This window comes from Arcicella sp. GW821-FHT09D11 (genome assembly GCF_059416265.1).
This window is the reverse complement of record NZ_JBWKOV010000002.1, coordinates 258,623-285,617: the sequence shown is the minus strand read 5'-3', so window position 1 is coordinate 285,617 and position 26,995 is coordinate 258,623. Positions and strand designations below refer to the sequence as shown.

The following is a 26,995-nucleotide window of genomic DNA, read 5'->3' as shown; positions in this document are numbered from 1 at the left end:
TGGAGAACATTTTTAAAATCATCGAAGAAATTGATTATCAATTTTTGAGTAATTTTTATAATTCTAGTTCTTTGAAATAATAGTTTGTAAATTTGGTTCTTGGAATCGTATAAAATTTTACAAGGATAAACCAAAAATGAAAGGGAACTATCATGCACTTCCCTGCTCAGAAGATTAAATTAAAAGAATGTCTAGCTCAAATTAATTTTCAGCCTTACACCTCGTTCTAAACGAAATGGTATGAAGCTGATTTTTCTAAGAATATGTACCAGCTCAAACTCAATCCAAGCGATAAAACACCAAAGTACAAGCAGATTATTCAATCGGTTATTTCGGATATTGAACGCAATGTATTGAAGAAAAACGAACAGCTCCCTTCTATTAGCGAACTTAGCGAAGAATATTACTTAGCGCGCGACACCGTAGAAAAAGCCTATCGAGAATTAAAAGAAAGAGGATTTATTACCTCTGTACAAGGGAAAGGATATTATGTGAATAGTGGAGAAAGCAGAAAAATGCGTATTCTTCTGATATTCAACAAATTAAGCTCGTACAAAAAATTAATATACTATGCATTCTTGAAAGTACTGGGCGATAAAGCGTCGGTTGATTTACAAATTCATCATTATAATGCTCGGCTTTTTGATGAAATCATCGATAAGAACCTTGGCAAGTACAATTATTATGTAGTTATGCCTCATTTTTTCCCTGATTCAGAAAAGGCTATTGCCATGAAGGCTTTAGAAAAAATTCCTTCAGATGAATTAGTACTCCTTGACAAAGATTTGCCCGAATACAAACACGAGTGCTTGGCAGTCTATCAGGATTTTGAACGAGATGTAGCAGAAGCACTAGAAAGTGCTAATGATTTGTTTGCTAAATATAACCGAGTGGTATTAGTTTTTCCTAGCGATGGCAATTATCCTGTAGATATTGTACGGGGTGTTCGTTATTTTTGTGTAAATGCGCACAAAGAATTTGTTATCCGAGAGAATGCTGATGAAACATTTTTGATACCACAAACAGCCTACGTGGTAGTGGAAGAACACGATTTAGCAGAATTGGTTAAAAAAGTACGACAGTCGAGCTATGCCCTTGGCACTGAAATCGGGGTAGTTTCTTTTAACGAAACTACTTTAAAAGAGCTTTTAGGAATTACGGTAGTCACCACAGATTTTGAAACAATGGGCAGAACTGCAGCGGCATTGCTATTAGATAATAAAAAAATTAAAATCAAGAATCCATTTTACATGATTCGAAGAGAAACGCTTTAGGTAGCTATCAGCTTTGAGCAGTGAGCTATGAGCTTTTATCTGTCGCTGTTTAAAAAGCTGATAGCTCATTACTCAAAGCTGATATGTTCTTTACAGATGAGTAATAACCATTCCTCCTTGAGCCCCTCCGCTATAAAAATAATAAGCTAAAGGCTCACAGCTCATTGCTCAAAGCTGATAGCTACAAAAGTATGAAACAACAGATTGTCGATTATATAAAAAACTTTTTAGACCAAAGAATACAAACTTCTTATGATGCCATGCAGGCGGCTCAGGCTTCTGCCAATGAAGAATCTAAATCATCAGCAGGGGATAAATACGAAACCTCAAGAGCGATGGGGCAACTCGATAGAGATATGCATGGCTTAATGCACGAACAAGCTAAAAGAGAAAAAGCCATTGTAGAAAGAATTGATATGAGTCTTACCTTTAAAAAAGGTGCGGTTGGGGCTTATCTTAAAACGTCTAGCGGAAATTATTTCCTAGCTGTTAGTGTGGGCATCTGTAAAATTGATAACGACAGCATCATGATAATTTCGCCGCAGTCGCCTATAGGAGCATTGTTAATGGGTAAGGGTAAAGGAGAAACCTTTAATTTTAGAGGCAAAGAGGCTATGATTGAGGAGATTTTTTAAACGAAGTATCGCCAAAGGCTAGCCTAAATTGCGAGGGCGTTTGTGCTTTTAAATCTTTAAACTGTTTATTAAAGTTTGATAAAGTATTAAACCCACTTTCATAACATACCTGCGTTACGCTCAATTTATCTTCCATCAACAATTTACAGGCATAACCTACCCGAAGTTCGCTCACAAAATCAGAAAAAGTTTTATTCGTTCTTGCCTTGAAATAACGGCAGAAAGCAGCAGGAGCCATCCCTGCTAAAGATGATACTTCTGTTAAGTTGATAGATGCTCGGTAGTTATTCAGCACATATTCGTGTACTTTATGCATCCGTTCTGTTTCTGAAGTTTTATAAGGGTTGGTATAGCCAACACTACTGATAAATTCATATTCACTAGCGTTTGCTAATAGATTCAGCATTTCTAACAATTTCAATACTCCTTCAAAACCCTGCAATGGCAATAGCTCTTTCATGAAAGTAAGTATCTTATCATGCAAGCCTCCGCTGATTTCTAACCCACGACTAGCATTTAAAAAGAAATGCTTGAGTTTAGTCATTTCATATTTTTCAAAAAAATCTTTTCCTAAAAAATCTTCTGTAAAATACACTACAATACCATGTGTTTTTAACGCATGATTTCCCTGAAAATACACTTCATCGCTTCGCCAAAGATGGGGCAAGTCTGGTCCTACGAACACCATATCGCCTGCTTCAAAGTGTTTGATATTATCCCCAATAAACCGTGTTCCCGTGCCTTCCAGCACCACAAATAACTGATAATGCGGATGGAAATGCCAGTTGGGGTCAAAGTATGGTTCCTTCAATTCTTTAATAGTAAAAGAATGATTGGGCGATTCTATGCTTTTGTTTAAGGGACTTTTCAAAACCTATTTTTTTACTATAATTATGGATGTTAATAATAAAAATATCAAAATACAGTCAAAACTAATCAAAACAGCGGAGTTTTTTATGACTTTTTTTAGATTATTTTGTATTGTTAAAAAATCTTATCTGTTTAACAAACTTTAAACTAGCAAAGCTTTTAAGTTTTTGCTTAATCTTTGAAAATCAGGGACTTTATTTTAAATATTAGCTCGTAATAAAGTTATTGTTTCTGATAAATCACCATAAATTAATTATGAAAAAATACGGAATGAATCTGCTTTTATGGGGTACAACCATTGACGAAAGTCTTTTCCCTGTTCTTGAACAAATAAAAGCAATTGGTTTTACAGGAGTAGAAGTACCGATTTTTGATGTTGACCCTGAGCATTGGCAAGCATGGCGTACAAAATTGGACGAGTTAGGGTTGGATAGAATTGCAGTAACAATATGTGGCCCAGACTTTAATCAAATTAGTCCAGACCCAGCTATGAGAGCCGCTACTTTAGCAAGAAATAAAAAGGCTATCGACTGTGCAGTAGTATTGGGGGCAGATTTATTAACGGGACCGTATCATTCAGCACTAAGTCATTTTACAGGAAAGCCTGCTACTGAAGAAGAGTGGAATTGGGCAGTAGAAAACCTGAGAGAACTTGCAGATTACGCACAAGAGAAAGGTGTTGTACTAGGCTTAGAATACCTCAATCGTTTTGAAAGTTATTTAGTTTCGTGTGCGGATGAACTATTACAATTAGTAGAAGACATCAATCATCCACATTGCAAAATAATGTTTGATACTTTCCATGCCAATATTGAAGAGAAAAGCTTGGGAGATGCTATCAGAAAACTAAGCAAGCATTTAGTACATGTGCAATTATCTGAGAACGACAGAAGCACGGTAGGGAAAGGTAATGTAAACTGGACAGACGTTTTTACCGCTTTAGAAGAAATACAATACGACGCTTATTTATCAGTAGAAGCCTTTAGTTCAAAACTAGCAGTAGCCAACATTTGGCGAAAGATGTTTGAAAATGAAGAAACACTGATGATAGAAAGCTTGGAGTTTATTCAAGCAATGAGCTATAAGCCTTGAGCTATGAGCAATTGTCATTTGCCTAAACCAAAAAAGCTCAAGGCTCACAGCTAGTTGCTCACAACTTTTTTAATAGACTAACAATTAAAATCATGAAACTAAACATTGCCATTGTCGGCTTGGGATTTGGAGCTGAATTTATTCCCATCTATCAACGTCACCCACATACTAATATGTATGCTATTTGTCAGCGTACAGAAGAGAAATTAAATGAAATTGGTAATGCTTTCAATATCGAAAAGCGTTATACAAGCTTTGATGATTTATTGGCAGACCCTGATGTTGATGTTGTTCATATCAATTCACCTATCCATAACCATGCTGAACAAAGCTTAAAAGCGTTGAATGCAGGCAAACACGTAGCTTGTACTGTTCCTATGGCTACTTCTGTAGAAGAATGTAAAGCCATCGTGGAAGCAACCAGAAGAACTGGCAAAAAATACATGATGATGGAAACGGTAGTATACAGCCGTGAATTTTTATATGTGAAAGAACTATACGAAAAAGGCGAACTAGGCAAGGTTCAATTCTTAAAGGCTTCGCACCAACAAGACATGGACGGATGGCCGGGTTATTGGCCAGGTTTACCCCCAATGCACTATGCTACACACTGTGTGGGTCCTGTAGCTGGTTTATTAAAACTACAAGCAGAGTACGTTTCATGTTTTGGTTCAGGAACCATTCGTGAGGAATTGCACCAACATTATAATTCTCCTTTTGCCATCGAATCAGCCCATATCAAATTCAAAGATTCTGATTTAAGTGCCTTAGTATATCGTTCGTTATTTGATGTTGCTCGCCAATACCGCGAGAGTTTTGAAGTGTATGGTTCTAAAAAATCTTTTGAATGGTCATTGATTGAGCACGAAGAGCACGTAGTACATACTGCTAAGAAACCTGAGCCAGAAATACCAGAGAAAGTAACGGTGCCAGATTATGCTCATTATTTACCTGAAGAAATTCAAGTATTTACTACAGGTGGCGTATATGATACTGACGAAAACCAACATCTTTCATTTTTACAAGGTTCTGGACATGGTGGTTCGCATCCGCACCTTGTACATGAATTTGTGTCGGCTATTGTGGAAGACCGTGACCCATTCCCAAATGCTGAACAATCTGCTAACTGGACATCAGTAGGTATTTTATCACACGAATCAGCTTTAAAAGGAGGCGAAATTATTTATATCCCTGATTTTTGAGATTTTTAATCAATTGGATTTGAGACTTTAATTTCTGACTCTCTGACTCCGTGGTCTGTGGCACACAGACCACAACTGATGCGAATGTAAGTGTTCTGTGTGCCACAGACCATGGAGTCGGTTGAGACCACGACATATAATAAAACATTTACACTACACCTTAAAACAATGAGAGAAGATTTAATCAAAAAATATGGCATTCGTAATTCAAGAATGTTTCTTGATGAAGTTTATTTCTGGACTGATACCGTGAAGGATTGGAAACGATTATTTAATCAAGAAAAATATATTGAATTGGTTATATCCGTTTGGCAAGAATTAGTAGCATTAGGACAAATCAAGATTTATGCTTTTGTTATTATGCCAAACCACCTCCACATTGTTTGGGAATTACTCAATAAAAATGGCAAAGAAATGCCTCATGCTTCATTTAATAAAAAGGTAGCGCATGAAATAGTGAAAGATTTAAAACTCAATCACCCTAAAGTTTTGCTACATTTTGAAGTAAATGAAAAAGAAAGACAATATCGAATTTGGCAAAGAGACCCTTTAGCAATTTTGATGAATACCAGAGCTAAGGTTCTACAAAAAATAGAATACATTCACTTGAATCCTTTACAGGAAAAATGGAATCTTACTGATAGACCTGAAAATTACCGCTGGTCTTCTGCTAAATTTTATGAGACAGGTGAAGACGAATTTGGTATTCTAACACACTATATGGACAGATTTTAGCTCCTTACTTACCATGGTCTGTGGCACACAGACCATAATTGGTGCGAATGTAAGTGTTCTGTGTGCCACAGACCACGGTAGTCGAAACAGTAAAAAATAACAAGAATGCTAAAGTACTATTGCCCGTGTTTTGTATCATGAAAATACTCTCAATAGCCAAATACCCAATTTTATTTAAATAATCCATGAATTTATTCAATTATCAAAAATGAAAAAATCACTGTTTTGTCTTTGCTTATTACTGACTTGCCTAGTAGGTTTTTCTCAGAAAAAAGCAAAAAAAAATAAACAATCAGCTGTACAAACAACGGTGAAAGCCCGTCGTTTGGAAGTGTTATTCCTTGGTGATAATGGCCATCATAAACCGATAGACCGCGTGCCAACGCTGATGGAGGCTTTAGGAAATAAAGGTATCAACATTACTTATACAGATAAATTAGAAGATATCAATACTACTAATCTGAATAAGTTTGATGCGTTGATGATTTATGCCAACTGGGATAATATCACGCCTGATGCTGAGAAAGCACTCTTAGCGTATGTGGCTTCTGGAAAAGGAATTTTGCCAATACACTGTGCGTCTTTCTGTTTTAGAAATTCGCCTGAGTATGTTAAAATGGTAGGTGGGCAGTTCTGGCGCCACACAATGGACACTATTCGAGCGAATATTGTTCAGCCTAATAGTCCAATTTTAAAAGATATTTCAGGCATCAAAGCCTTCGATGAAACGTATTTGCATAGCCAATTACAACCTGACAATAATGTTTTGATAACGCGTGACATCAAAGCTGACCAAACAAAAGACCGTCCAGATGCTAAAACTGAACCTTACACTTGGACACGCCAATATGGAAAGGGCAAAGTATTTTATACAGCCTACGGACATGATGAACGTACATGGACAAATCCTGATTTCTTGAAACTGTTAGAAAACGGAATCATTTGGGCTGTTGATGAACAAGCACAGGCTGCTCATGCTGCCCTTCACCCTGAGGCTTTTTCATATAGTCCAGCTAAGTTACCTAACTATGAAAAACGCCCAGACCCACAATTATTGCAAGCAGCGCTTTCTCCAGAAGAATCTGTTAAGCATATACAAGTACCCGTTGATTTTAATTTAGAAGTATTTGCCCACGAGCCTAACGTAATGCACCCTATTGCTATGTCATGGGACGAGCGTGGTCGTTTGTATGTACTTATCACCAAAGATTATCCTAACGAACGCAAAGAAACTGGTGGTAGCGACTATATCTTGATTTGTGAAGATACCGACAAAGATGGTAAGGCTGATAAATTCACTCACTTTGCAGACGGCCTAAGTATTCCTACAGGATTGGTTTTTGCCAATGGAGGTGTTATTGTAGCTCAAGCACCACACATGTTATTTTTGAAAGATACTGATGGTGACGACAAAGCCGATGAAAAGAAAATATTGTTCTCTGGTTTTGGTACTTCTGATACCCATGCTGGGCCATCAAACTTGCATTATGGTTTTGATAACTGGATTTGGGGTTGCGTAGGTTATGCAGGCTTTCAAGGAAAATTTGCAGAAAAAGATTCGGTTAAATTTGCTCAAGGATTCTTTAGATTCAAAGCCGATGGTTCTGATTTTGAACATATCACTAGTACTTCAAATAATACTTGGGGTTTTGCTTTCAATGAAACTGGCGATGTTTTTGGTTCAACTGCCAACAATTCACATGGCTGGTATATGGCTATTCCACATAGAAATATTTTAGCGCCTTTATCAAATAATGGTAGCCGAAGTACGGATACACATAAAGATATGAAAACCATTACACCAAGAATTCGTCAGGTAGATGTTTTTGGTGGATATACTGCAGCGGCTGGTCATAACTTTTATACGGCTAGAGCGTTCCCGAAAAACTATTGGAACAAAACGGCTTTTGTGTGTGAACCTACAGGACACGTAGTTCACCAAAACGTAATGACAAAAAATGGCACTGACTATAGCGATGTAGAAGGCTTCAACCTATTGGCTGGTGCTGATGAATGGGTTTCACCAGTATTTGCAGAGGTTGGTCCTGATGGTGCCGTTTGGATTGCCGATTGGTATTCTTTTATCATCCAACATAACCCAAAACCAAATGGTTTTGAAATGGGGAAAGGAAATGCTTATGAAACCGATTTGAGAAATTATACACATGGTAGAATTTACCGTGTAAGCTATAAAGAAGCTCCTAGCTATACTCCTTTGAGTTTATCGAAAGACCGTCCACAAGAATTGTTAGCGTCACTTAAGAACACGAATATGTTCTGGAGAATGAATGCTCAGCGTATGTTAGTGGAACGTGGACAAAAAGACATCGTGCCAGCATTGATTGAAATCACAAAAGACCAATCTTTAGACGAAGCAGGCATTAATCCAAGTGTAATTCATGCGTTGCGTACATTGGAAGGATTAGGCGTAATAAACGACCCTGCAGTACAACAAGCGTTGGTTGCTAGTTTATCACATCCATGTTCGGGTGTTCGTAAGACTGCTGTACAAATTTTACCACGCAATGAGGCTTCCGTGAAAATATTGTTGAACAATAACCTCTTGAATGATAAAGAGCCTTTAGTGGTATTAAACACATTATTGGCTTTATCAGAAATGCCTTTGACAGCAGAATCTGAGAAAGTTTTGTTAACTAGATTAGAACAATCAACTGAGATAAACGACCGTTGGTTACCTGATGCCTTTGCGTCGGTATTAACGAGTCACAATCAGGTTTTACTTAAAAAATATTTGCAGACTCTTTCAAAAAGTGCATCTACGACAAAAGCAAAAACAGACGCTATGCCTGCTCATCACGACCATGCGGCCATGATGCAAAATGATAAAGCACCTGCTAATAAGTCTAATAGCGACAAGCCTGACTTAGTAATTAGTAAAATCAATTTTATGCCTGCTAATCCAGCATTAGGTGAAAATACTTTATTCAACATCGAAGTGAAAAACCAAGGAGGTGTAGCTGTTGCTCAAGGAGAAGTTATTAATCTTAATATCAGAATTGAAGGCGTAGGTAGAAAATTCGACTTAGTAAGCCATACATTTAATGCAGGTATTCCAGCAGGCGAAACTGTTAATATTGATAAGTATAACAATGGTGCATGGACTAGTAATTTAGGTCTGTCTTCTGATATGGCAGGTACTTATACTATCTCAGTAGAAGTAGATAAAACCAATATCATCGCTGAAGATAACGAGAAGAATAATGCATATAGTCAGAAATTGACATTCAATGCTCCAAAGAGTATGTCGAACTACGCTATCGAAAAAGCCGTGAAAAACTATGCTAATGTTTCTTCTCCTGATTCTGTGGTGGCTTTATTAAAACTAAGCCAGAAACTGGATGAAACAAGTGCTGCTTCATTGATTAAAGGAGTGGCTGATGGCTGGAATTATCGAAAAAAATCACAAGTGAAAGATAGTGACAAGACTTTCTTAGCAAGTTTAAACAAAACTCTTTCGGCTGATAACAAAGCTAAATTAGCACGTTTATTCCAAGTATGGGAAGTAAAAGAAGAAGTGGTAGATGCCAACAAGGTGGTGATTGTGATAAAGTCTGTGAAGGAAGAAATGAAGTTTGATAAAAAGGAATTCACGGTAAAAGCTGGTACTAAAGTAGAATTGGTTTTTGAAAACCCTGATGCCATGCAACATAATTTGGTAATTGGTAAACCAAAATCGTTGGAAATCATCGGAAAGGCAGCGAACAAAATGATTACACAAAAGGATGCTTTAGATAAAAACTATGTACCTAACATTTCTCAAATCATTGCTTCAACGCCATTGGTAAACCCCGAAGAATCATATCGTCTGACATTCACAGTACCAGAACAAATAGGAGATTATCCATTTGTATGTACTTTCCCTGGACACTGGAGTATCATGAACGGCATAATGAAAGTAGTAAAATAATTTTTTTGATTGAAAATAATTAGTGAAACCTCCACATGTATTTTGTGGAGGTTTTTTGTTGTATCACCGCACCGTAGCACGCCTTTCCAAGTCGTGAATCCACTTCTTTATTATAAATGCTACGAGTTGGAAACTCGTGCTACAGATTTATTATTCAAACTTAGCAAATGAATAACCTTTAGCTTTCAACACCTGAATTAGTTCATTTAATCTTTGATAAAACTTATCTTTTCTTTCTGGCGAAACACCTATATGCGTCAATAAGATAAATCCATTCAAGCCTTTAGCTTCGCTTGTTTCATATTGTAATATTCGCTGAAATATCTGCTCGGAAAACTTATAATTAGGCATTTCTGGCGTTGTATAATCCGCATTAGAAGAAGTTCCAGTACTATAATTCACAAGCGTAAGTCCAGCTTGTTTTGTCCAGTCGACAATAGTTTGATTGTACCATTCAAAGGGAGGCATAAAATACTGAGCTTGTTCGGCTTGTACGCCAAACTTGGCTAAGGCATCATAATTTTGTTGAAGGTCGGTTGTAAATTGCTCTTTAGTGATTAGAAGAGAATCACGTTTTGCCCATGATGCATACAACAAATGTTTATCAGAGTGGCATCCTATATAATTTCTTTGTGCAATCAATTTCTCAATAGTAGTTTTAAAAGGAGGGTTTCTATAAAATTCTCCTGTAAAGAAAAAATTAGCCTTAATATGATGTTTATCCAATACTTTAGTGATAGTTTCCCCTCCATCATTAAACTCATGTCCTGTAAAAGCTAGGTAGATTTTCTTCTCATTAGGATTCATTCTAATAATCCCGCCCGATTCTTTTTCTATTTTACTTTTATTTTGGCTCAAACCCTCTTTTTCATAATGCGATAATAAAAATGACAAGCTAGCAGTACCGTCCATCGTCGGTTCATCGGTAGAATAATCGCCGTAATCATCATGATAAACTACCAAGTCAGATTGAAAGTCCGCATATTCATCTGGTTGATAAAGCGTTATTCCTATCAGCTTATTCCAAATAGAACCATACACAGGGCCATCTACCAAACCGCCATCTATTTTATAATTGTATAAATGTGTAAAGGCTGAATGAGGGTCTTGTGGTGATATGCCAGCACTTGGGTATCCGCATATCATACTCGTTCCCCAAGGATTACAGCCCAACAACCAATCACGCATGGCGGCTTCCATTTCTATGTATTTTGTACTGTTAGTAAGTTTTCGGTATAATACTAATTGGGTGATAAGTCCGCTTACGTAATTGTTTGAACACCAAACAAAAGGAACTCCATTCAGAAAAGGATTATTTTTTCCTCTTTGAAAAACCTTCTCTATTCCACTTTCTAAGTATTGTTTAAACTCCTTTGAATAAGTTTTTTGAGCCGTGTTTTTCGCTAAAAAGTAATGACCTAAATTCACAAAGGGATACCATTGATAATGCCTTGCGGTATCAGCGCCCATCCAAGGCGTAGTAGGTTCTTGTCGACCAAAGGTTGCCGCTTCATCAACGATTTTTCGTTCAGTTAGTACATTAGACAATTGTGTAGCTGCTAATTCCATGTCATCTACCCAATTGTCTTCTTCATAAAAATAAGGTGCTCCTCCAGGGGCAGTTTGACTAACCCCAGGCAATTCTTTCCCGAATTGGTAGGCATCTATGGCTTTTTCTTTTAATTGGTTGGCAAATGCTGGATAATACGACTGGAATAATTGATGACCAAGTGCAAAGGCAGAAGCAAATTTGCCTACTGTAGAAGATACACCTGTAGTTCTGTTTTTATATTTAAAGCCTTGTGGCTTGCCTGTAATAAAATACACGGGTCTGGCTAAGCCTTGGTTAGTAGCATATTTGGTTAAGTCTTTATTAGGCAATCGCAACCCTCTATGGTCGCGGTCATCAGCTAGTTGATTATAAAACTCATGCTTAGCTGGATTCATTTTCACCAACCAATCTAATCCCCATTTAGCCTCGTCTAATATATCAGGAATACCATTTTTACCAAGATTTCCCCAAGCATCATGCTTGTCGGTATATACCTCAGGGTTTTCTTGATAAGCAAACATCATTTGAAAAATAGCATTAGCGGAGGTTGTAACATATTGGAGATAGTCAGAGGCATCGTGCCAACCACCCGATACATCAAGGTGTGTAGAGTCTTTTTGTTTATCAGGATGATATACGATAAAGCCATCAGCTTTATGACAAGAGTCTTTCAAGAAAGGATTATATCCACTTCTTTGCTGACGCATATATTTCAGCACAAAATCGGCGGAACCTTCATACACATCAGCATTGATTCGGAATATTGGAGATTTGGTTTGTCTTACTTGAAGATAATAAGTGCCTTGTTGGGTAAATTTTGAAAAGTTAAGCCTAACCGCGGATTGAAAAGAAGCATATTTACCAAATTGTTGTACTTGGCTCGACTGAAAAACTACCTTCTTCGTCAGTACATCAATCAACGAAAAGCTTGTTACTTTCTCTTCGTTTTTACTCACCCAAACACCCACTTTTTGCGATTGTGGTAAATACCCTACTTGATTAATTCTTATCCAAGCATTTTGAGTAGTTTGACCAATCGTAGTATAAAATGAAAAGAAAGTTAAAATGATGAAGGATAGTTTTTTCATGAAGCTTTTTACTTTAAAATTAGCGTATTAATTCCTCAGGTTCAAGCTTATTTATACTAGTTTGTAGGGGCAAGTATCACAATTACCTTCAATAGTCAAGTCAATATATTGTAATCGTTACGCTTCATTCTTATCTCTACTTAATTATTCAATAATGTGTCCAACTTAATTCATGACGCAGTGCGTCACGAATTGGAAAAACTATCGCATATTATGCAGATTACTATCATCAAGACTTCTCTTTTTCTATACCAACCCCTCCTTCAATAAATCATGCAAGTGAACAAAACCTATTGGTTTATTATTTTCTACTACTACTAACTGCGTAATACTTTTCTCTTGCATCAGTTGCAAAGCTTCTACGGCAAAAGCGTCAGCATTTATTGATTTTGGCTTGGCCGTCATAATATCTTTCGCTGTTAATCCTACCAAATTATCATGTACGTTTAACATTCTTCGCACGTCACCATCCGTAATTATACCTAATAAATCATTGTCCTGATTTACTACTGCTGTTGCGCCTAATCTTTTAGAACTAATTTCTAAAAATGCCTCTTTAATACTTGCATTTTCGGATACTAGGGGCAATCCATGATTAGGATAAATATCTGATACTTTCAGGTATAAACGCTTGCCTAAAGCTCCTCCAGGGTGATATTTGGCAAAATCATCACTATTAAATCCACGACATTCTAATAAGCATACTGCAAGGGCATCTCCTAATGCCAAAGCTACTGTTGTACTAGTTGTAGGGGCAAGATTTAAAATATCTGCTTCTTTCTCCGTATAGGCATGTAAAATAAAATCTGCATTTTTACCTAGATAAGAACTTGTATTTGAAACCATTGCAATTAATTTTACACCAGTTCGCTTAATAAGGGGTATCAAAATTTTTATTTCGGGTGTATCGCCCGATTTTGAAATACACATTACGGTATCTTCTGTTTGAATCATCCCTAAATCACCGTGTATAGCATCGGCAGCGTGCATGAACAAAGCGGGCGTTCCAGTTGAATTAAGCGTAGCCACAATTTTCTGGGCGATAATTGCAGATTTGCCAATACCAGTAATCACCAAGCGACCTTTGGCCTTAAGTAGGTGATTTACACATGATTCAAACGAGGAATCAATTGATGCTACAATTTTTAGGATTGCATTTGCTTCTTCCTCTAAAACTTTTTTTGCAGTTGATTGGATATTTTTTACTAATTTCAATGTTAGAAACAGTTTTTCAAGACTGATTTTGTGTTAAATTTATTACAAAGATAAAGGATTATTAACCACGATATTAATCAAAAAACCTTTTACAAGTTTCAAAAACAATGAGTGTTACACAAGAAACCACCGACTTTTTAAAAGAAAAACTCAAAGAGACTTTTGGATTTTCCCAGTTCCGTGGTGAACAAGAAGATATTATAAAAAACACCCTGTCTGGCGAAAACACTTTTGTTATCATGCCAACGGGTGCGGGGAAATCATTATGTTATCAAATGCCTGCCATTGCGATGGAAGGTACTGCTATCGTAATTTCTCCGTTGATTGCCCTGATGAAAAATCAGGTTGATCAAATGAATGCATTTGGAATCAATGCTCAATTCTTGAATTCATCATTGAACCGTGCTGAAATGACGAAAGTTAAAAATGCGGTTATTAGCGGAGAGGTAAAGTTGTTATACATCGCTCCAGAATCTTTAACCAAAGAGGATAACCTAGCATTTTTAAAACAAGCAAAAATCTCTTTTGTAGCAATCGACGAAGCACACTGTATTTCGGAATGGGGGCATGACTTCCGTCCTGAATACCGCCGTATTCGTTCTATCGTAGAAAGCATCAATACAAAGTTACCAATCATTGCCCTTACAGCTACGGCTACGCCAAAAGTTCAGCAGGATATCCAGAAGAACTTAAACATGGACGAAGCTAGGTTGTTTAAGTCTTCATTCAATCGTAAAAACCTTTATTACGAAATCCGTGCGAAGCGTGATGATATTGATAAGCAAATTATCAAATACATCAAGGCCAATCATGGAAAGTCGGGAATTATCTATTGTTTAAGCCGTAAGAAAGTAGAAGAAATTGCCAATTTACTCAACGTAAATGGTGTAAGAGCTTTGCCTTATCATGCTGGTTTAGATGGTGATGTTCGCATGGCTAATCAAGAGGCTTTCTTGAACGAAGAAACGGATGTAATGGTAGCAACGATTGCCTTTGGTATGGGAATCGATAAGCCAGATGTTCGCTTTGTAATTCACTACGATGCCCCTAAATCATTAGAAGGCTATTACCAAGAAACTGGTAGAGCTGGTCGCGATGGGCTAGATGGTACTTGCATCATGTTTTATGCGAAAGAAGATATCAACAAGTTAGATAAATTCAACAAGGATAAAACCATTACAGAGCGCGATACTGCCCGTATGCTATTGCATGAAATGGTACATTATGCCAACTTGGGTACTTGTCGCCGTCGTCAGTTATTAAATTATTTTGGTGAACACGTTGATAAAGACTGTGGTTTCTGCGATAACTGTAACAAACCAACGCCAAAATATAAGGTAGAAGAAGCCGTAGTATTGGCCTTAAAAACGGTTGAATTAACAGGCGAGCGTTTTGATGCACAACATATCGCAGATATTTTGATGGGTTATAAAAGCCAGTATGTGGGCAGTTATGAACACAACAAAATTGAAACCTTCGGAAAAGCTAAATCATTGTTCAAACTGAATGCTGATGAGGACGAAGACGACGATGATGACGATGATGACGAAGTAGAATTTTCGGATGAAGAAGATGAGGATGGAAATCCGATTCCGAAACAAAAGAAAGCAAAACCAGCAGCGAAATCTAAGAGCAGAAAAAATGCTGAACCTGAACCGATTGAACAATGCGTTTCGATGGTGCGTCAGATAGCAGTATTAGGTTTCTTAGAAAAAGATGTTGAGAATTATGGTGTATTGAAAGTTTCTGAAAAAGGGAAAGAGTATTTGAAAGACCCTTATCCGTTAACGCTTTCAAAAGACCACGATTATGAAAACGAGAAAATAGAAGAAGACGAAGAAAAAGAAGCGGCATCGGGCAGTGGTTCGTATGATGTAGCATTATTTGAATTGTTGAAAAACCTTCGTAAAAAACTAGCCAAAGAAAAAAATCTTCCTCCGTATGTAATCTTCCAAGATCCATCACTTGAGGAAATGGCAACTACCTACCCTACCACCAAAGATGAGATGGCTCAGATTAATGGTGTTGGTATGGGTAAGGTTGTAAAATTTGGTCGTCAGTTTATTGATTTAATCAAAAAATACGTTGAGGATAACGAGATTGAAACCGCTACGGAAGTAGTTGTTAAATCGGCTGTGAATAAATCAAAAATCAAGATTCATATCATTCAACAGGTTGATAGAAAAGTAGATTTGGATATCATTGCTGACCAGAAGGAGCTTTCGATGGCAGAATTGATTGAGGAAATCGAACATATCTGTTATTCTGGTACTAAACTAAATCTTGATTATTATATCAACCAAGTGGTTGAACCTGATAAACAAGAAGAGATTTTTGAATATTTCATGGAGGCTGAATCTGATAATATCGCAGTGGCCTTGGAAGAATGTAATATTGATGATATTACCGAAGAAGAATTGAGATTGATGAGAATTAAGTTTTTAAGTGAAGTAGCGAATTAAGAGTTGTGAGTGATGAGTTGTGAGTTTAGTATGTACTTTAATTTACACAGCAACTTCATTTTTCACATTGAGCACTTACATTAATCCTTAAGAATCAATCAATAAAATTGCTTAATGGAATGTTTCAATGGTTATAACGGTAATTAATCATTGAAACACAAGAAAATAACAATAAATGAATACACTAATTTTAGGCTCTGGCGGACGTGAACACGCTTTTGCTTGGAGAATATCCCAGAGTACTCTTTGTGATAAATTGTTTGTAGCACCGGGTAATGCTGGAACTGCACAAATTGCTACAAACTTGCCTATTTCATATAATGACTTTGAAAAAATAGCTGAAGCAGTTTTAACAAATGATATTGAGTTAGTAATTGTAGGCCCTGAAGAGCCTTTAGTAAAAGGAGTAAGAGACTATTTTCAGTCGAGAGAGGATTTAAAACATGTTCTGATGGTTGGTCCAGATGCCCATGGAGCAATGCTGGAAGGTTCAAAAGATTTCTCGAAAAATTTCATGGCAAAGTATGGTGTTCCTACAGCGAAATCACAGACTTTCACCAAAGATACGCTTGAAGATGGTTTAAAATATTTAGAGAACCAAAAGCTACCTATCGTATTAAAAGCCGATGGATTAGCGGCTGGTAAAGGAGTAATTATTGCCCTTTCGCTAGACGAAGCCAAAGAATCTTTAACCGAAATGTTGGTTGATGCAAAATTTGGTGATGCTAGTAGCAAAGTGGTTATTGAAGAATTTCTAACAGGTATAGAACTATCTGTTTTTGTGTTAACTGACGGAGATTCTTACAAAGTTCTACCAGAAGCCAAAGACTACAAACGCATTGGCGAAGGTGATACTGGGTTAAATACTGGTGGTATGGGTGCTGTTTCGCCTGTGCCATTTGCTACCGCTAAATTCATGGAGGCCGTAGATGCTCAGGTAATCAAACCAACGCTTGCTGGCTTAAAAGCCGAAGGTATAAAATACAATGGTTTTATCTTTATTGGTTTAATGAATCACGAAGGCGAACCTTATGTAATTGAATATAACGCTCGAATGGGCGATCCTGAAACAGAAGTGGTTTTACCAAGAATTGAGTCTGATTTCTTAGCTTTAATGATTGCTACTGCCAAAAATGAATTGCATGAGGCCGACTTTACAGTAAGTAAACAACATGCCGTTACTACGGTAGTTGTAGCTGGTGGTTACCCGAATGACTACAGAAAAGGTGATGTAATTGTGGGTTATGATTCTATCAAAGAAGCTACAATTTTTCATGCAGGTACTAAACTAGACAATAATTTAGTACTCACGAATGGTGGCAGAGTAATGGTATTGACAGGCATGTCGAATACCTTAGAGAAAGCCATTCAAAAATCTCAAAAAGCTGCCCAAGATGTGCTTTTTGATGGAAAATATTATCGAAAAGATATTGGGTTAGATGTGTTGAGGTATTAATCATACTTATTTATAAACACATAAAGTAGAATGTTTTTTTCATTCTCTCCTTAAATTATGGGATGTAAATCTTGCTCCTCAGGAAGCTGTGGAACTAAAAATAAAGACGGTGGTGCTGTTGGAGGATGTCAGAACAACGGTGCTTGCGGTACGGGCGGTTGTAATAAAATGAACGTGTTCGACTGGCTGTCGAATATGGATATTCCTACTTTTAGTAAATTCAATGTTGTAGAAGTAAAATTTAAAGGTGGTAGAAAAGAATATTTCAGAAACACTAATCAAATTGAACTCTATGCTGGCGACCCTGTAATCGTTGATGTCCCAAGTGGGCATCACCTTGGCTTTGTATCTTTACAAGGCGAGCTTGTGCGTTTACAAATGCTAAAGAAGGGGCTGAAAGATAACGAAGAAATAAAAGTTATCTACCGAAAAGCCAATGATAAAGACCTTGAAAAACACGACCAAGCTGTTGCACGTGATTATCCTACGATGTATCGCACCCGTGAAATTATCAAGGAATTAAAATTGAATATGAAGCTCTCGGACGTGGAGTTTCAATCTGATAACACCAAAGCTATTTTTTATTACTCTTCTGACGACCGTGTGGATTTCAGAGAATTAATTAAAATGTTAGCGAGTGAGTTTAAAGTGAGGGTTGAAATGAAACAAATTTCCCTTCGTCAAGAAGCTGCCAGAGTAGGTGGTATTGGTGTATGTGGACGAGAATTGTGTTGTTCTACTTGGCTGACTGACTTTAAAAACGTAACTACTTCGGCAGCTCGTTATCAAAACCTTTCTTTGAATCCTGTAAAACTTTCTGGTCAATGTGGACGACTTAAATGTTGTTTGAACTATGAATTAGAAACCTATATGGATGCCCTGAAAGATATTCCGACAATTGAGAAATCTCTTCAAACGATAAAAGGTGAAGCTTTTTTACAGAAAACGGATATTTTTAAAAGAGTAATGTGGTTTGGTTATAGAGGTGAAGAAAGTAACTGGATTCCTGTAACGGTTGATAGGGTAAGGGAGATTATGACTTTGAACGAAAGGGGCGTAAAACCACAATCTATCGATGGTGCTGAATCTGCAAAAATTGAACTGGAAATCGAAAAAGGTGCAGGTCCATTAAATGCAGATTTAGATAAAATGGACAGAAAGTACGGCGGAAACGGTGGCAAGAAAAGCTTTGATAAGAAAAAAGGTGACCGTCCTGACTTCAAATCAGAGAAAAGAGATAATCCTCGTCCTGAACGTAAAGAATTCAAACAAGAAAAAAGAGAAGTAAAGGCTGAACAACGCCCTGTAAAAACTGAAGATAAGGCAACCCAACAAGAAAAGCCTGTTCAACAGCCAAAACAACAGGGAGCAAAAGGACAAGAGCAACAAAAGGCTGTTCATCCTAAAAACAACCAGCGACCTCAGCATTCTAAAGGACCTAAGCCACAGCACCAAGGCAATCAAAATCAACAGCCTAATGCTAATGCCTCGGAACCACAACAAGACAAAGGTGCTCAGCCAGCTAAAACGAATAATAACAATCAGGGAAATAAAAAGCCCCATCATCCAAAACAGAATCGTCCGCCACAAAATCGGAACAACAACCGTAACAATGACGATAACAAAGCAGTTTAGCGATATGTCGAGTACAAAATATTGGGTTAACAAGGCTATTAATAAATCGTTCAGCATGCCAACCGTGCATCTGAATGTTTTTATCATGGCTTTGTTAGCCTTTTTTTTATGCACGCTTTCATCTTGTGATACCAACACTATCCTAAAGGAAAATTATGATATTCCTGATGCAAAATGGTTTATTAAAGATGCTCCAACTTTTACTTTTGAAGTAAAAGACTCAGCATCGGCCTATAATGTTTTTTATACCATTCGTAACAATCGCTCTTATCCTTACTATAATTTATACCTGACGCATTACTTAACGACAGAAACAGGGAAAATAATTCATCAAAAATTGGATGAGGTAATCTTGTTCGACCAAACCTCTGGTCGTTCTTTAGGCGAAGGACTAGGTGATATTTACGACCATAAAGTATTAGTCTTCAAAGATTTTCATTTTCCTAAAAATGGGAAATACAAAATCCAGATTCGTCAGTATATGCGACAAGACCCACTATTGGATATCATAAGTGCAGGCTTTTCGATTGAAAAAGTAGTAGCTCATTAATTTTTAAATCGATAAGTAATCGTAACGAGATAACTTAGTCATGCAAAAATTTCTTCCTTTATTCCCGCTCAATTTGGTGGTTTATCCAATGGAGGCCCTCAATCTTCACATTTTCGAGCCTCGTTATCGCGAATTAATCAATGAATGCTTGGATAACGGAAATACCTTTGGTATTCCAACTTTTATTGATGGAAAATTACCAGGCTTTGGTACGGAAGTCAAAATCATTTCAGTATCAAAAAGATATGACGATGGGCGAATGGACATCAAAACAGAGGGAATAAGGGCTTTTAGAATTATTGACTTTCAGAACCCTGTCAATCTAAAAATGTATGCTGGTGGGGTTTTAGAAATGCTCCCCGAAGTGGAAGTCCGCCCAATAGTAATGATTGGTTTGTTAGAAAGAGTAAAGGTATTATACAAATTACTAGAAGAGGAAAACACTTTTGATATCAATAAAGACCAGCCTTACTCCTATCAAATAGCCCATAAAATTGGACTATCCTTAGAGGAAGAATACCAATTACTAAAAATGCCTACCGAAGCAGAAAGACAGGGCTTTTTAATACAGCACCTAGAAAGAGTAATCACGGTATTGCAAGAAATAGAAAAAACAAAAGAAAGAATTAGGATGAATGGGCATTTCAAGAATTTAGACCCTCTGAATTTCTAACATACATACCCGATTCTATTATCAACTTCATTATTAGCATATAAATATTATAAAAATGAGAATTGCTGTTTGGCATAATTTACATAGTGGTGGAGGTAGCAGAGCCTTACAGTATCATATTCAAGGTTTAGTAGAATGTGGACATCAAGTAGAAGTTTGGGCGGTAAATCCAGATGCTGGTGGTTTTATGAAATTGCCCTCAGAAGTAATTCTTCATTCAGTACCCGTAACTCATACTAAGCTTAATCCGAGTTTTAAAGAAAAAATATCTTTACTTTTTTTTGAAAAAGAAGCCAATATGCTTGCCATGGAAGCGCACTGCCAACAATGTGCTGATGAAATTCATGCTGGTAATTTTGATGTACTTTTTGCTAATAGTTGTTCTTATTATGCCGTTCCCTTTATCGGCAAATTCGTAAGAATACCAAAGGTTTTGTATTTAGGCGAACCCATGCGCTTTTTGTACGAAGCCATGCCCAAACAAGTTTGGGAAGCACCTGTTAGGTCACAGAGTAAGTTTAGTTTACAATACTGGACTCATACATTTGCTAGTGCATGGCGTTTAAATAGGTTCCGTATGTTTGTACGGGAAGAGCGGATAAATTTTGATGCTTTTAATAAAGTGTTGGTCAATTCTTATTTCTCTGCTGAAAGCTGTCAACGGGTGTATGGATTACCCTCGGAGGTTTGTTATTTGGGTGTAGATACTGAATTATTTCATCCGTCCACTCATAGAAATGCTAGTCAAAATGATTATGTGGTAGGGCTAGGAAGTTTTATGACCCATAAAAACCCTGAATTTGCCATTAGAGCATTAGGCTTAATTAAACAAAACAGACCGAAGCTACTCTGGATAGGCAATATGGCAACGGAAGAGTATTGGCAAGAAATGCAAAAGCTTGCACAAAAACTAAACGTAGAGATTGAGCTAAAGAAAATGGTTTCCGATGATGAATTGATACAATTACTTAGTAATGCAATATGCCTAGTATATACGTCTAAACTAGAACCTTTTGGCTTTGCACCACTAGAGGCCAATGCTTGTGGCACGCCAGTAGTAGCCTTAGCTGAAGCAGGAGTGCGTGAAACCGTAATTCATGGCAAAAATGGTTTTTTAACAAATAACAAAACAAGTGAACTAGCCTATTATATTGAAAAGTTGATTAAAGACAAACCACTCAGAAAGGAAATGGCTGATTTTGCGTTAACCAATGTCCGTAAGAATTGGTCTTTACAGGCTGGCTCAGATAGACTTGTATTAGCCTTGAATGAAGTAGTCAATCAATAAGATTAGCACTAATCAGCGTAATAATCTTTGAGGAACCTTCTCATATTTTCCTTGAATCTTAAGACTTCAATATTTCTATCTACTTCATTAATCATCTGTTTCAAGTAGTTGGTAGTTTTCTTAAATTTCATCTTCATCGTTTTAGTATCTCCTCCAAAACGATGCAATAAACTACTGCCATTATTGGTAATTGTGGCTTGGTTATGCAGTTCCCACAGACTTGCCTCTAACTCATTTATTTGTTCTTTCAGTAGCTTGTTGTAGTACTTCAATTGCTCGTCGGCCATGGTTAGGGAGGCAATATTGGTACTAGTCAATGATATTTTCAGCCTGAGCAATTCAAACAAATCGTCTTTTTCATAAGCAACCGTTATTTCCTTCATAATTTCGGTTTTACGTGCTCGTTCGGCTTCATCTTGTTCACGGTCGGGATGAAACATTTTTACCAAATCTGTATAAATACTTCTTGCTGATTTACTGATATTGTTAGCCTCTTTTTTTAGCTTCTCTTCTTTTGCTAACTGCTTGGCTGTTTTCTGGTTTGTTGTTTTTTTAGCCTCCTCGCTTGCTTGTTTCTCTGTCAGCTTTTGTTCAAATAGCTCTTCTAATTCCTCAGCATTATTAATGGTCAACTCTTCTTCGCTTAATTCTAGTCCAAATTCATATCGCATTGTATCTTTAATAGATTCTATATTTTTCTTTTCATATTCTTCGCTAATTTCCTTGTAGGTTCCAGTCTCATTATATTTATTAAAAATCGGAATCAGTTCCTCAACACCTGCCCTTTCAATTAATTCAACTGATTTCTCTAAAATAAAATGAGCAATTTTTTCTTTCTCCTTACGCTTAAAAAAAGGGTCATCATGATGTTTATCAAAAACATACACTAAGTCGACAATTTTGGATAGATGCTTTTTTTCAAGTGGGGCTACTTCTTTTTGAATAGTGCTGGTAATTATTTCAATCTGTTGTTTATCTGTAACGAGCCTTAGCTTTAATTCATCAATTTTCAGCACATAAGCATTAAACTGTTTCTGAAGTTTAGAAAGATTTTTATCTGGTTGTTGAGTAAGAATAAGACTATTTGTATTGGACATATACGTTTGCTATTAAAATATGAGCTATTCGGGTATTCAAAATTACTTTATTCTGCCCTGCAATTATTCATCAAAACGATAATCATGAAAGCAAGTAGTATAAAAATTGAGTTTTTATTGAATTAGCTTAACTTTGTCAATATAAATTAAACAGATATGGAAGATAGTAGTAAGCTAAAATTAGATGTAAAACATTCTAGGATTCAAGCGATTATTGAAGGAAAATGCCCCCAGTGTAGAGAAGGAAAGATGTTTATGTATCCGTTTTGGCAAATTAACAAATTTGATAAAATGCACACTAATTGCCCTGTTTGCAACCTACGTTTTGAAGTAGAGCCAGGTTTTTGGTATGGTGCAATGTTTATTAGTTATGGTATCAATGTCGGCTTCTTAGCATTTTTAGGCGTTGCTATTTTCTTTATTTTCAACGACCCTCCTATTCTCTATTATATCATTCCAATCACAGTGCTTTCGTTGGCTGCTGTGCCTTTTAATTTCAGAGCATCCCGTTCTATATTCATTCATTTATTTGGTTTTGTAAAATATAAACCAAGATAGCTTTAGTATATTATGGAAATCAGAAAAGCTGATATTGCTACAGATTATGATGGTGTATGGGAAATATTTCATCAAGTAATCGCTTCTGGAGATACCTATGTAATTGACCCACACACGCCCAAATCAGCCTTACCCAAACATTGGTTTGCTGATTATATGTTTACTTATGTAGCAGTTGAAGATGGCGTAATTTGTGGCACTTATATTATTAAGCCTAACCAGATAGATTTAGGTTCGCATGTAGCCAATGGTTCTTATATGATTCACCCCGATTTTCAAGGTAAAGGAATTGGTAGAATTTTGGGTGAACATTCTATACAAGAAGCCAAATCATTGGGCTTTAAAGCCATGCAATTTAATATTGTAGTTAGTACTAATACTTATGCCGTAAAGTTGTGGAAAAACATTGGGTTTGAAATAATGTGTACTATTCCGAAAGCATTCAATCATCAACAACTCGGTTTGGTAGATACCTATGTAATGTATCAATCGTTTGAGTAGTTTTTGGGTAAGTAAAAAACAAAATAGCCTCATAGAGGCGAAATATCGGTAGCCACTTGTGCAGTAAAAATGCAAATAACATTTCACCAAGCCCCATCGGGGCGAAATATTTCGCCCCGATGGGGCTTGGTGGAGTTAACATGATGCTTCTACCGATATTACGTTCCTAACGGAACTATCCATAGTCCATTTGAAACTTTATAAGGTATCCATCAATCAAAAAAGCGGTCAGAAATTAGTTTTCTGACCGCTTTTTTGATGCTAAAATTTGGGATGACTTATTTCTTTCAAAACCTTAATCCCTATTCTCAATTTTATTCAAATCTACTTTTGGTTTCTTTCCTAATGAATTAATCCAAGAAGCAATTTTCAATACATCAGCTTTAGGCACGTGAGTCATCGACGCCATTTCAGTGGCATAATCTGGCCAGTTTTCTGGTTTAGGATGATACACCAATTCTAAAATTTGCTCATTGGTATAATTCCTTTTGGCTACGTCTGTAAACGCAGGACCAACTACTCTTGTAGCTTCTGCATGACAACTTGTACAAGCGTGTTTTTTCAACAATGATGCTACTTGTTTAGTGTCAACAGGTAATGTTGTTCCTACTGTTTTCTCCTTCTTTACAGGTAAAGTCGCAGGTTTAGTAGGTGCCACTACTGGAGCTGCCTTAGTTGTTATTTTTGCCAACTCGCCCGCAGGAATATCATTCAACGTATAGTAGCTAATATCGTGTAATAAAGGCTGACCTTCGTCATTCACTAAACCCGAAGCCAATATTTCATGAATATATCCTTTGCGTAGATTATCCATTACTAAACGTACTTTCAGGCGGTCTGGCGAAACAATTACGCCTCTCAATGGTGTTGCCTCTTGATTAATAATTGGGCTACCATATTGATGATGATATTTATAAGTAAAGCTTTTCAGTTCATAACTAGCTAAGTTTTCAGCACTTTTTAAATCTACAGGCTGTGTAAATTCTACTTCAAAGCCATCTGGCATCGCATGAACGTTCTTCATTTCAAAAGGCGTTCTTCCATTCCAAACCAAACGTTGAATACCGAATAAGGCTTTTCCAGTAGAACCCCATCCTCTTGATGTCATCCCTACGAAAATAGAGCCATCATTTCCCCATCTAGCACGTACTGTTCCCGACTGAAAACCTTCGCGGAAAGGATAACAAGCACCTTGATATTTACCATTTACTTTTTCTAAAGACATTCTCATTGCCTTTGATTGTCCTTGGTCGAAAACAATGTATTGCCCTTGGAATGGTCCAAATTTTCCACCTGTTTCGTCCTCAATCATATCGGCAGTCGAAATACCCATCAAAGCGTGTGGAAACCAAACAGCAGGCAATTTCAATGCTTTTACTTTTTTAGCGGCTTCATACATTGGCTCGCCAGTATCTGGAATATCGGCCTTTGTTAATTTCAAGGGCGAGTCTGGCTCTTTTGTCCAAAATAATCCACCTGCATTCCCTGCGAAGTCTCCTTTTTCTAAATGTGTCACTCTACCAGACCCTACCCAGTCGCCTTGGTTTTCGCCATACAATACATCGCCGTTAGAATTGATAGTAAAACCTGCTGGCGAGCGTAAACCTGTCGCTACAGGCTCAAGTGTGCCATCTTGCTTCACTTTTACTAACCATCCACGCCATTTAGCTAATTTTCCTTCGCCATAACCTACCCATGCTACGTTGAAAGTAAGGTACATATCACCATTTTTATCGAAAACTGGTCCATACGAGTACTCATGGTAATTCCCTGATAAATCCCAATTGGCTACAGATTCATAAATATCAGCTTTACCATCGGCATCAGTATCGGTTAATTTGGTTAATTCACCACGTTGCGTACAGTAAAAAGAGCCTTTATAATAAGCCAAGCCTAAAGATTCATGTAAACCACTGGCAAAAAGCGTATAGCTTGGTTTGGTTCCGTTCAACTGATAGGGATTTTCAATAATCCAAACTTCCCCTCTTCTCGTACAAACACCTACTCGGCCATCGGGCATGGGAGCAATGCCACCTGCTTCTAATTTTATTTCGTCAGGAATGGCAATTGTTTTTATTTCGTAAAAGTCCTCTTCTGTAAAAGGTTTTGGTTTCGCTTGTGCAAATGCACTTTGAGTAACATAACCCAATAGCCCCATCGAAAGCAATATTTTTAATGCTATTTTCATTTTTTGGAAATTAATTTATTTTGATAACAAAATAATCAACGCTTATTTAAGCTTAATTTCTTGTTTCAAACGTTCGTTTTCTTTGGTTAAACTATCCGCTTTGAAATAAAGATATAAGGCTGCTATTAAAAAAACCTTTGATAAAATAAAGACTGCTATAAAAGCTGGACGCCAATATTTATGTACTTTGATATGCGTATCGTTTACCTCTACTTCTAAATATCGCGGTTGTTCATCCTGAGCAGTTTGTTGCTCAGATGAATACGTTTGCTGATAATGATCCGATTTAACTATTCCTGCATGTTGTGCATTCAAAGCAATGGTTTCTCTAATAATCGGTGGTGGTGGAACAGCATTTTTTGTATAAAAATCAGTAATGTCTATTTCCAACACTTTAAGGGCCTCAGCAATATCTTTGTCAATTGATACTTGTTGTTCTACTTCTCTTCGTTCTTCTTCAGAAACAATGCCTAACAAGTAGCTTTCTAGTATTCCGCTTTGTATGTATTCTTGTTTTTTCACAATGGTATTCAATTAAGATTGGCGAAAAGTTTTGAAGTATTCACTGATAGCTTTATACACTCTGGCCTTCGGAATGTCCAGATGGCTAGCAATTGTATCAGCTGTTTTTCCTTGACGAAAGGATAAATCAAAAATAATTTTTGATTGCTCTATTGCTGACTCAGCACTAAATTGCTGAATCGTAGAAGCCCCTACATCAAGCTTTTCCTTATACAGCAATGCCTTTTCTCTTGCTTTCCTGATAATACATACAGCTATGCTTACTTTGTTTTCTACACAAGGATTTACCGTTAATGAATCAAATAAATCAATCATTACTTCTTGTGCTATTTGATTCTGAGGTACTATCTGCAAGATAATACCATAGGCTATCGAACCATATTCATCATACAGTGAAAGGCTATTAGTCGAGACAGATGACTTATTTCCTCCTGATAATTGGAGGTTCGATGATTCAAATTCACTCATGACAAA

21 protein-coding genes are annotated in these 26,995 nt (G+C 36.9%); 14 read left to right on the top strand and 7 right to left on the bottom strand.

Going from position 1 to position 26,995, the window contains the following annotated elements; genetic code table 11:
- The first annotated feature begins 263 nt into the window (after positions 1 to 263).
- The gene (locus AC07N0_RS06480; RefSeq protein ID WP_492801625.1) at positions 264 to 1,274 is read left to right on the top strand and encodes a GntR family transcriptional regulator; all 1,011 of its coding nucleotides are present in this window, start codon (positions 264 to 266) and stop codon (positions 1,272 to 1,274) included.
- 191 nt (positions 1,275 to 1,465) lie between these two features.
- Entirely contained in the window at positions 1,466 to 1,909 is a 444-nt protein-coding gene (locus AC07N0_RS06475; protein ID WP_494588556.1) for a transcription elongation factor, read from the top strand.
- On the opposite strand, the gene AC07N0_RS06470 is transcribed toward AC07N0_RS06475, so the two are convergent.
- A complete protein-coding gene (locus AC07N0_RS06470) occupies positions 1,887 to 2,780 on the bottom strand; it encodes an AraC family transcriptional regulator (protein ID WP_494588555.1) in 894 nt (297 codons plus the stop codon). The two genes, AC07N0_RS06475 and AC07N0_RS06470, sit on opposite strands and share 23 nt — an antisense overlap.
- 254 nt (positions 2,781 to 3,034) lie before the next feature.
- Between AC07N0_RS06470 and AC07N0_RS06465 the strand changes: the two genes are divergently transcribed.
- The 4 genes from AC07N0_RS06465 to AC07N0_RS06450 all read left to right on the top strand — a co-directional run bounded on the left by AC07N0_RS06465 (position 3,035) and on the right by AC07N0_RS06450 (position 9,736).
- Positions 3,035 to 3,871 (top strand): sugar phosphate isomerase/epimerase family protein, encoded by an 837-nt coding sequence (locus tag AC07N0_RS06465; protein WP_492801619.1) that lies wholly within the window; start codon positions 3,035 to 3,037, stop codon positions 3,869 to 3,871.
- A 92-nt stretch (positions 3,872 to 3,963) separates the two neighbouring features.
- Entirely contained in the window at positions 3,964 to 5,073 is a 1,110-nt protein-coding gene (locus AC07N0_RS06460) for a Gfo/Idh/MocA family protein (RefSeq protein ID WP_492801617.1), read from the top strand.
- Positions 5,074 to 5,241: 168 nt separating this feature from the next.
- Complete coding sequence (locus AC07N0_RS06455) at positions 5,242 to 5,808, top strand: transposase (protein WP_492801615.1); 567 nt, start codon at positions 5,242 to 5,244, stop codon at positions 5,806 to 5,808.
- Between the two features lie 208 nt (positions 5,809 to 6,016).
- Entirely contained in the window at positions 6,017 to 9,736 is a 3,720-nt protein-coding gene (locus AC07N0_RS06450; protein ID WP_494588554.1) for a PVC-type heme-binding CxxCH protein, read from the top strand.
- A 150-nt stretch (positions 9,737 to 9,886) separates the two neighbouring features.
- On the opposite strand, the gene AC07N0_RS06445 is transcribed toward AC07N0_RS06450, so the two are convergent.
- Positions 9,887 to 12,376: a bifunctional glycoside hydrolase family 9 protein/polysaccharide deacetylase gene (locus tag AC07N0_RS06445; RefSeq protein WP_494588553.1), complete on the bottom strand. Its 2,490-nt coding sequence runs from the start codon at positions 12,374 to 12,376 to the stop codon at positions 9,887 to 9,889.
- Between the two features lie 246 nt (positions 12,377 to 12,622).
- Complete coding sequence (locus tag AC07N0_RS06440; RefSeq protein WP_309921044.1) at positions 12,623 to 13,591, bottom strand: KpsF/GutQ family sugar-phosphate isomerase; 969 nt, start codon at positions 13,589 to 13,591, stop codon at positions 12,623 to 12,625.
- Between the two features lie 107 nt (positions 13,592 to 13,698).
- Between AC07N0_RS06440 and AC07N0_RS06435 the strand changes: the two genes are divergently transcribed.
- From AC07N0_RS06435 to AC07N0_RS06410, 6 genes are all read left to right on the top strand, one after another.
- A complete protein-coding gene (locus AC07N0_RS06435; RefSeq protein ID WP_492801606.1) occupies positions 13,699 to 16,053 on the top strand; it encodes a RecQ family ATP-dependent DNA helicase in 2,355 nt (784 codons plus the stop codon).
- A 175-nt stretch (positions 16,054 to 16,228) separates the two neighbouring features.
- Positions 16,229 to 17,509, top strand: coding sequence for a phosphoribosylamine--glycine ligase (gene purD, locus AC07N0_RS06430; protein WP_492801604.1), 1,281 nt, complete (start codon positions 16,229 to 16,231; stop codon positions 17,507 to 17,509).
- Positions 17,510 to 17,566: 57 nt separating this feature from the next.
- Entirely contained in the window at positions 17,567 to 19,144 is a 1,578-nt protein-coding gene (locus AC07N0_RS06425) for a PSP1 domain-containing protein (RefSeq protein WP_494588552.1), read from the top strand.
- Between the two features lie 85 nt (positions 19,145 to 19,229).
- A complete protein-coding gene (locus AC07N0_RS06420) occupies positions 19,230 to 19,694 on the top strand; it encodes a gliding motility lipoprotein GldH (protein ID WP_492803642.1) in 465 nt (154 codons plus the stop codon).
- 40 nt (positions 19,695 to 19,734) lie between these two features.
- Complete coding sequence (locus AC07N0_RS06415; protein WP_494588551.1) at positions 19,735 to 20,367, top strand: LON peptidase substrate-binding domain-containing protein; 633 nt, start codon at positions 19,735 to 19,737, stop codon at positions 20,365 to 20,367.
- 55 nt (positions 20,368 to 20,422) lie between these two features.
- Positions 20,423 to 21,655, top strand: a complete 1,233-nt coding sequence (locus AC07N0_RS06410; RefSeq protein ID WP_494588550.1) for a glycosyltransferase family 4 protein — start codon at positions 20,423 to 20,425, stop codon at positions 21,653 to 21,655.
- 8 nt (positions 21,656 to 21,663) lie between these two features.
- Here AC07N0_RS06410 and AC07N0_RS06405 read toward each other — a convergent pair whose 3' ends face one another.
- The gene (locus AC07N0_RS06405; RefSeq protein ID WP_494588549.1) at positions 21,664 to 22,752 is read right to left on the bottom strand and encodes a hypothetical protein; all 1,089 of its coding nucleotides are present in this window, start codon (positions 22,750 to 22,752) and stop codon (positions 21,664 to 21,666) included.
- Positions 22,753 to 22,908: 156 nt separating this feature from the next.
- On the opposite strand from AC07N0_RS06405, the gene AC07N0_RS06400 reads away from it, so the two are divergent.
- Both AC07N0_RS06400 and AC07N0_RS06395 read left to right on the top strand, forming a co-directional pair.
- Complete coding sequence (locus tag AC07N0_RS06400; protein ID WP_494588548.1) at positions 22,909 to 23,310, top strand: DUF983 domain-containing protein; 402 nt, start codon at positions 22,909 to 22,911, stop codon at positions 23,308 to 23,310.
- Positions 23,311 to 23,322: 12 nt separating this feature from the next.
- Complete coding sequence (locus tag AC07N0_RS06395) at positions 23,323 to 23,811, top strand: GNAT family N-acetyltransferase (RefSeq protein ID WP_494588547.1); 489 nt, start codon at positions 23,323 to 23,325, stop codon at positions 23,809 to 23,811.
- Positions 23,812 to 24,106: 295 nt separating this feature from the next.
- On the opposite strand, the gene AC07N0_RS06390 is transcribed toward AC07N0_RS06395, so the two are convergent.
- From AC07N0_RS06390 to AC07N0_RS06380, 3 genes are read right to left on the bottom strand one after another with little or no spacing between them, the layout of a single operon-like run.
- Complete coding sequence (locus AC07N0_RS06390; protein WP_494588546.1) at positions 24,107 to 25,999, bottom strand: auracyanin family protein; 1,893 nt, start codon at positions 25,997 to 25,999, stop codon at positions 24,107 to 24,109.
- A 42-nt stretch (positions 26,000 to 26,041) separates the two neighbouring features.
- A complete protein-coding gene (locus AC07N0_RS06385; protein ID WP_492801590.1) occupies positions 26,042 to 26,521 on the bottom strand; it encodes a hypothetical protein in 480 nt (159 codons plus the stop codon).
- Positions 26,522 to 26,533: 12 nt separating this feature from the next.
- On the bottom strand, positions 26,534 to 26,989 hold the full coding sequence (locus AC07N0_RS06380) for a hypothetical protein (protein WP_492801588.1): 456 nt from the start codon (positions 26,987 to 26,989) through the stop codon (positions 26,534 to 26,536).
- Positions 26,990 to 26,995: the final 6 nt, after the last annotated feature.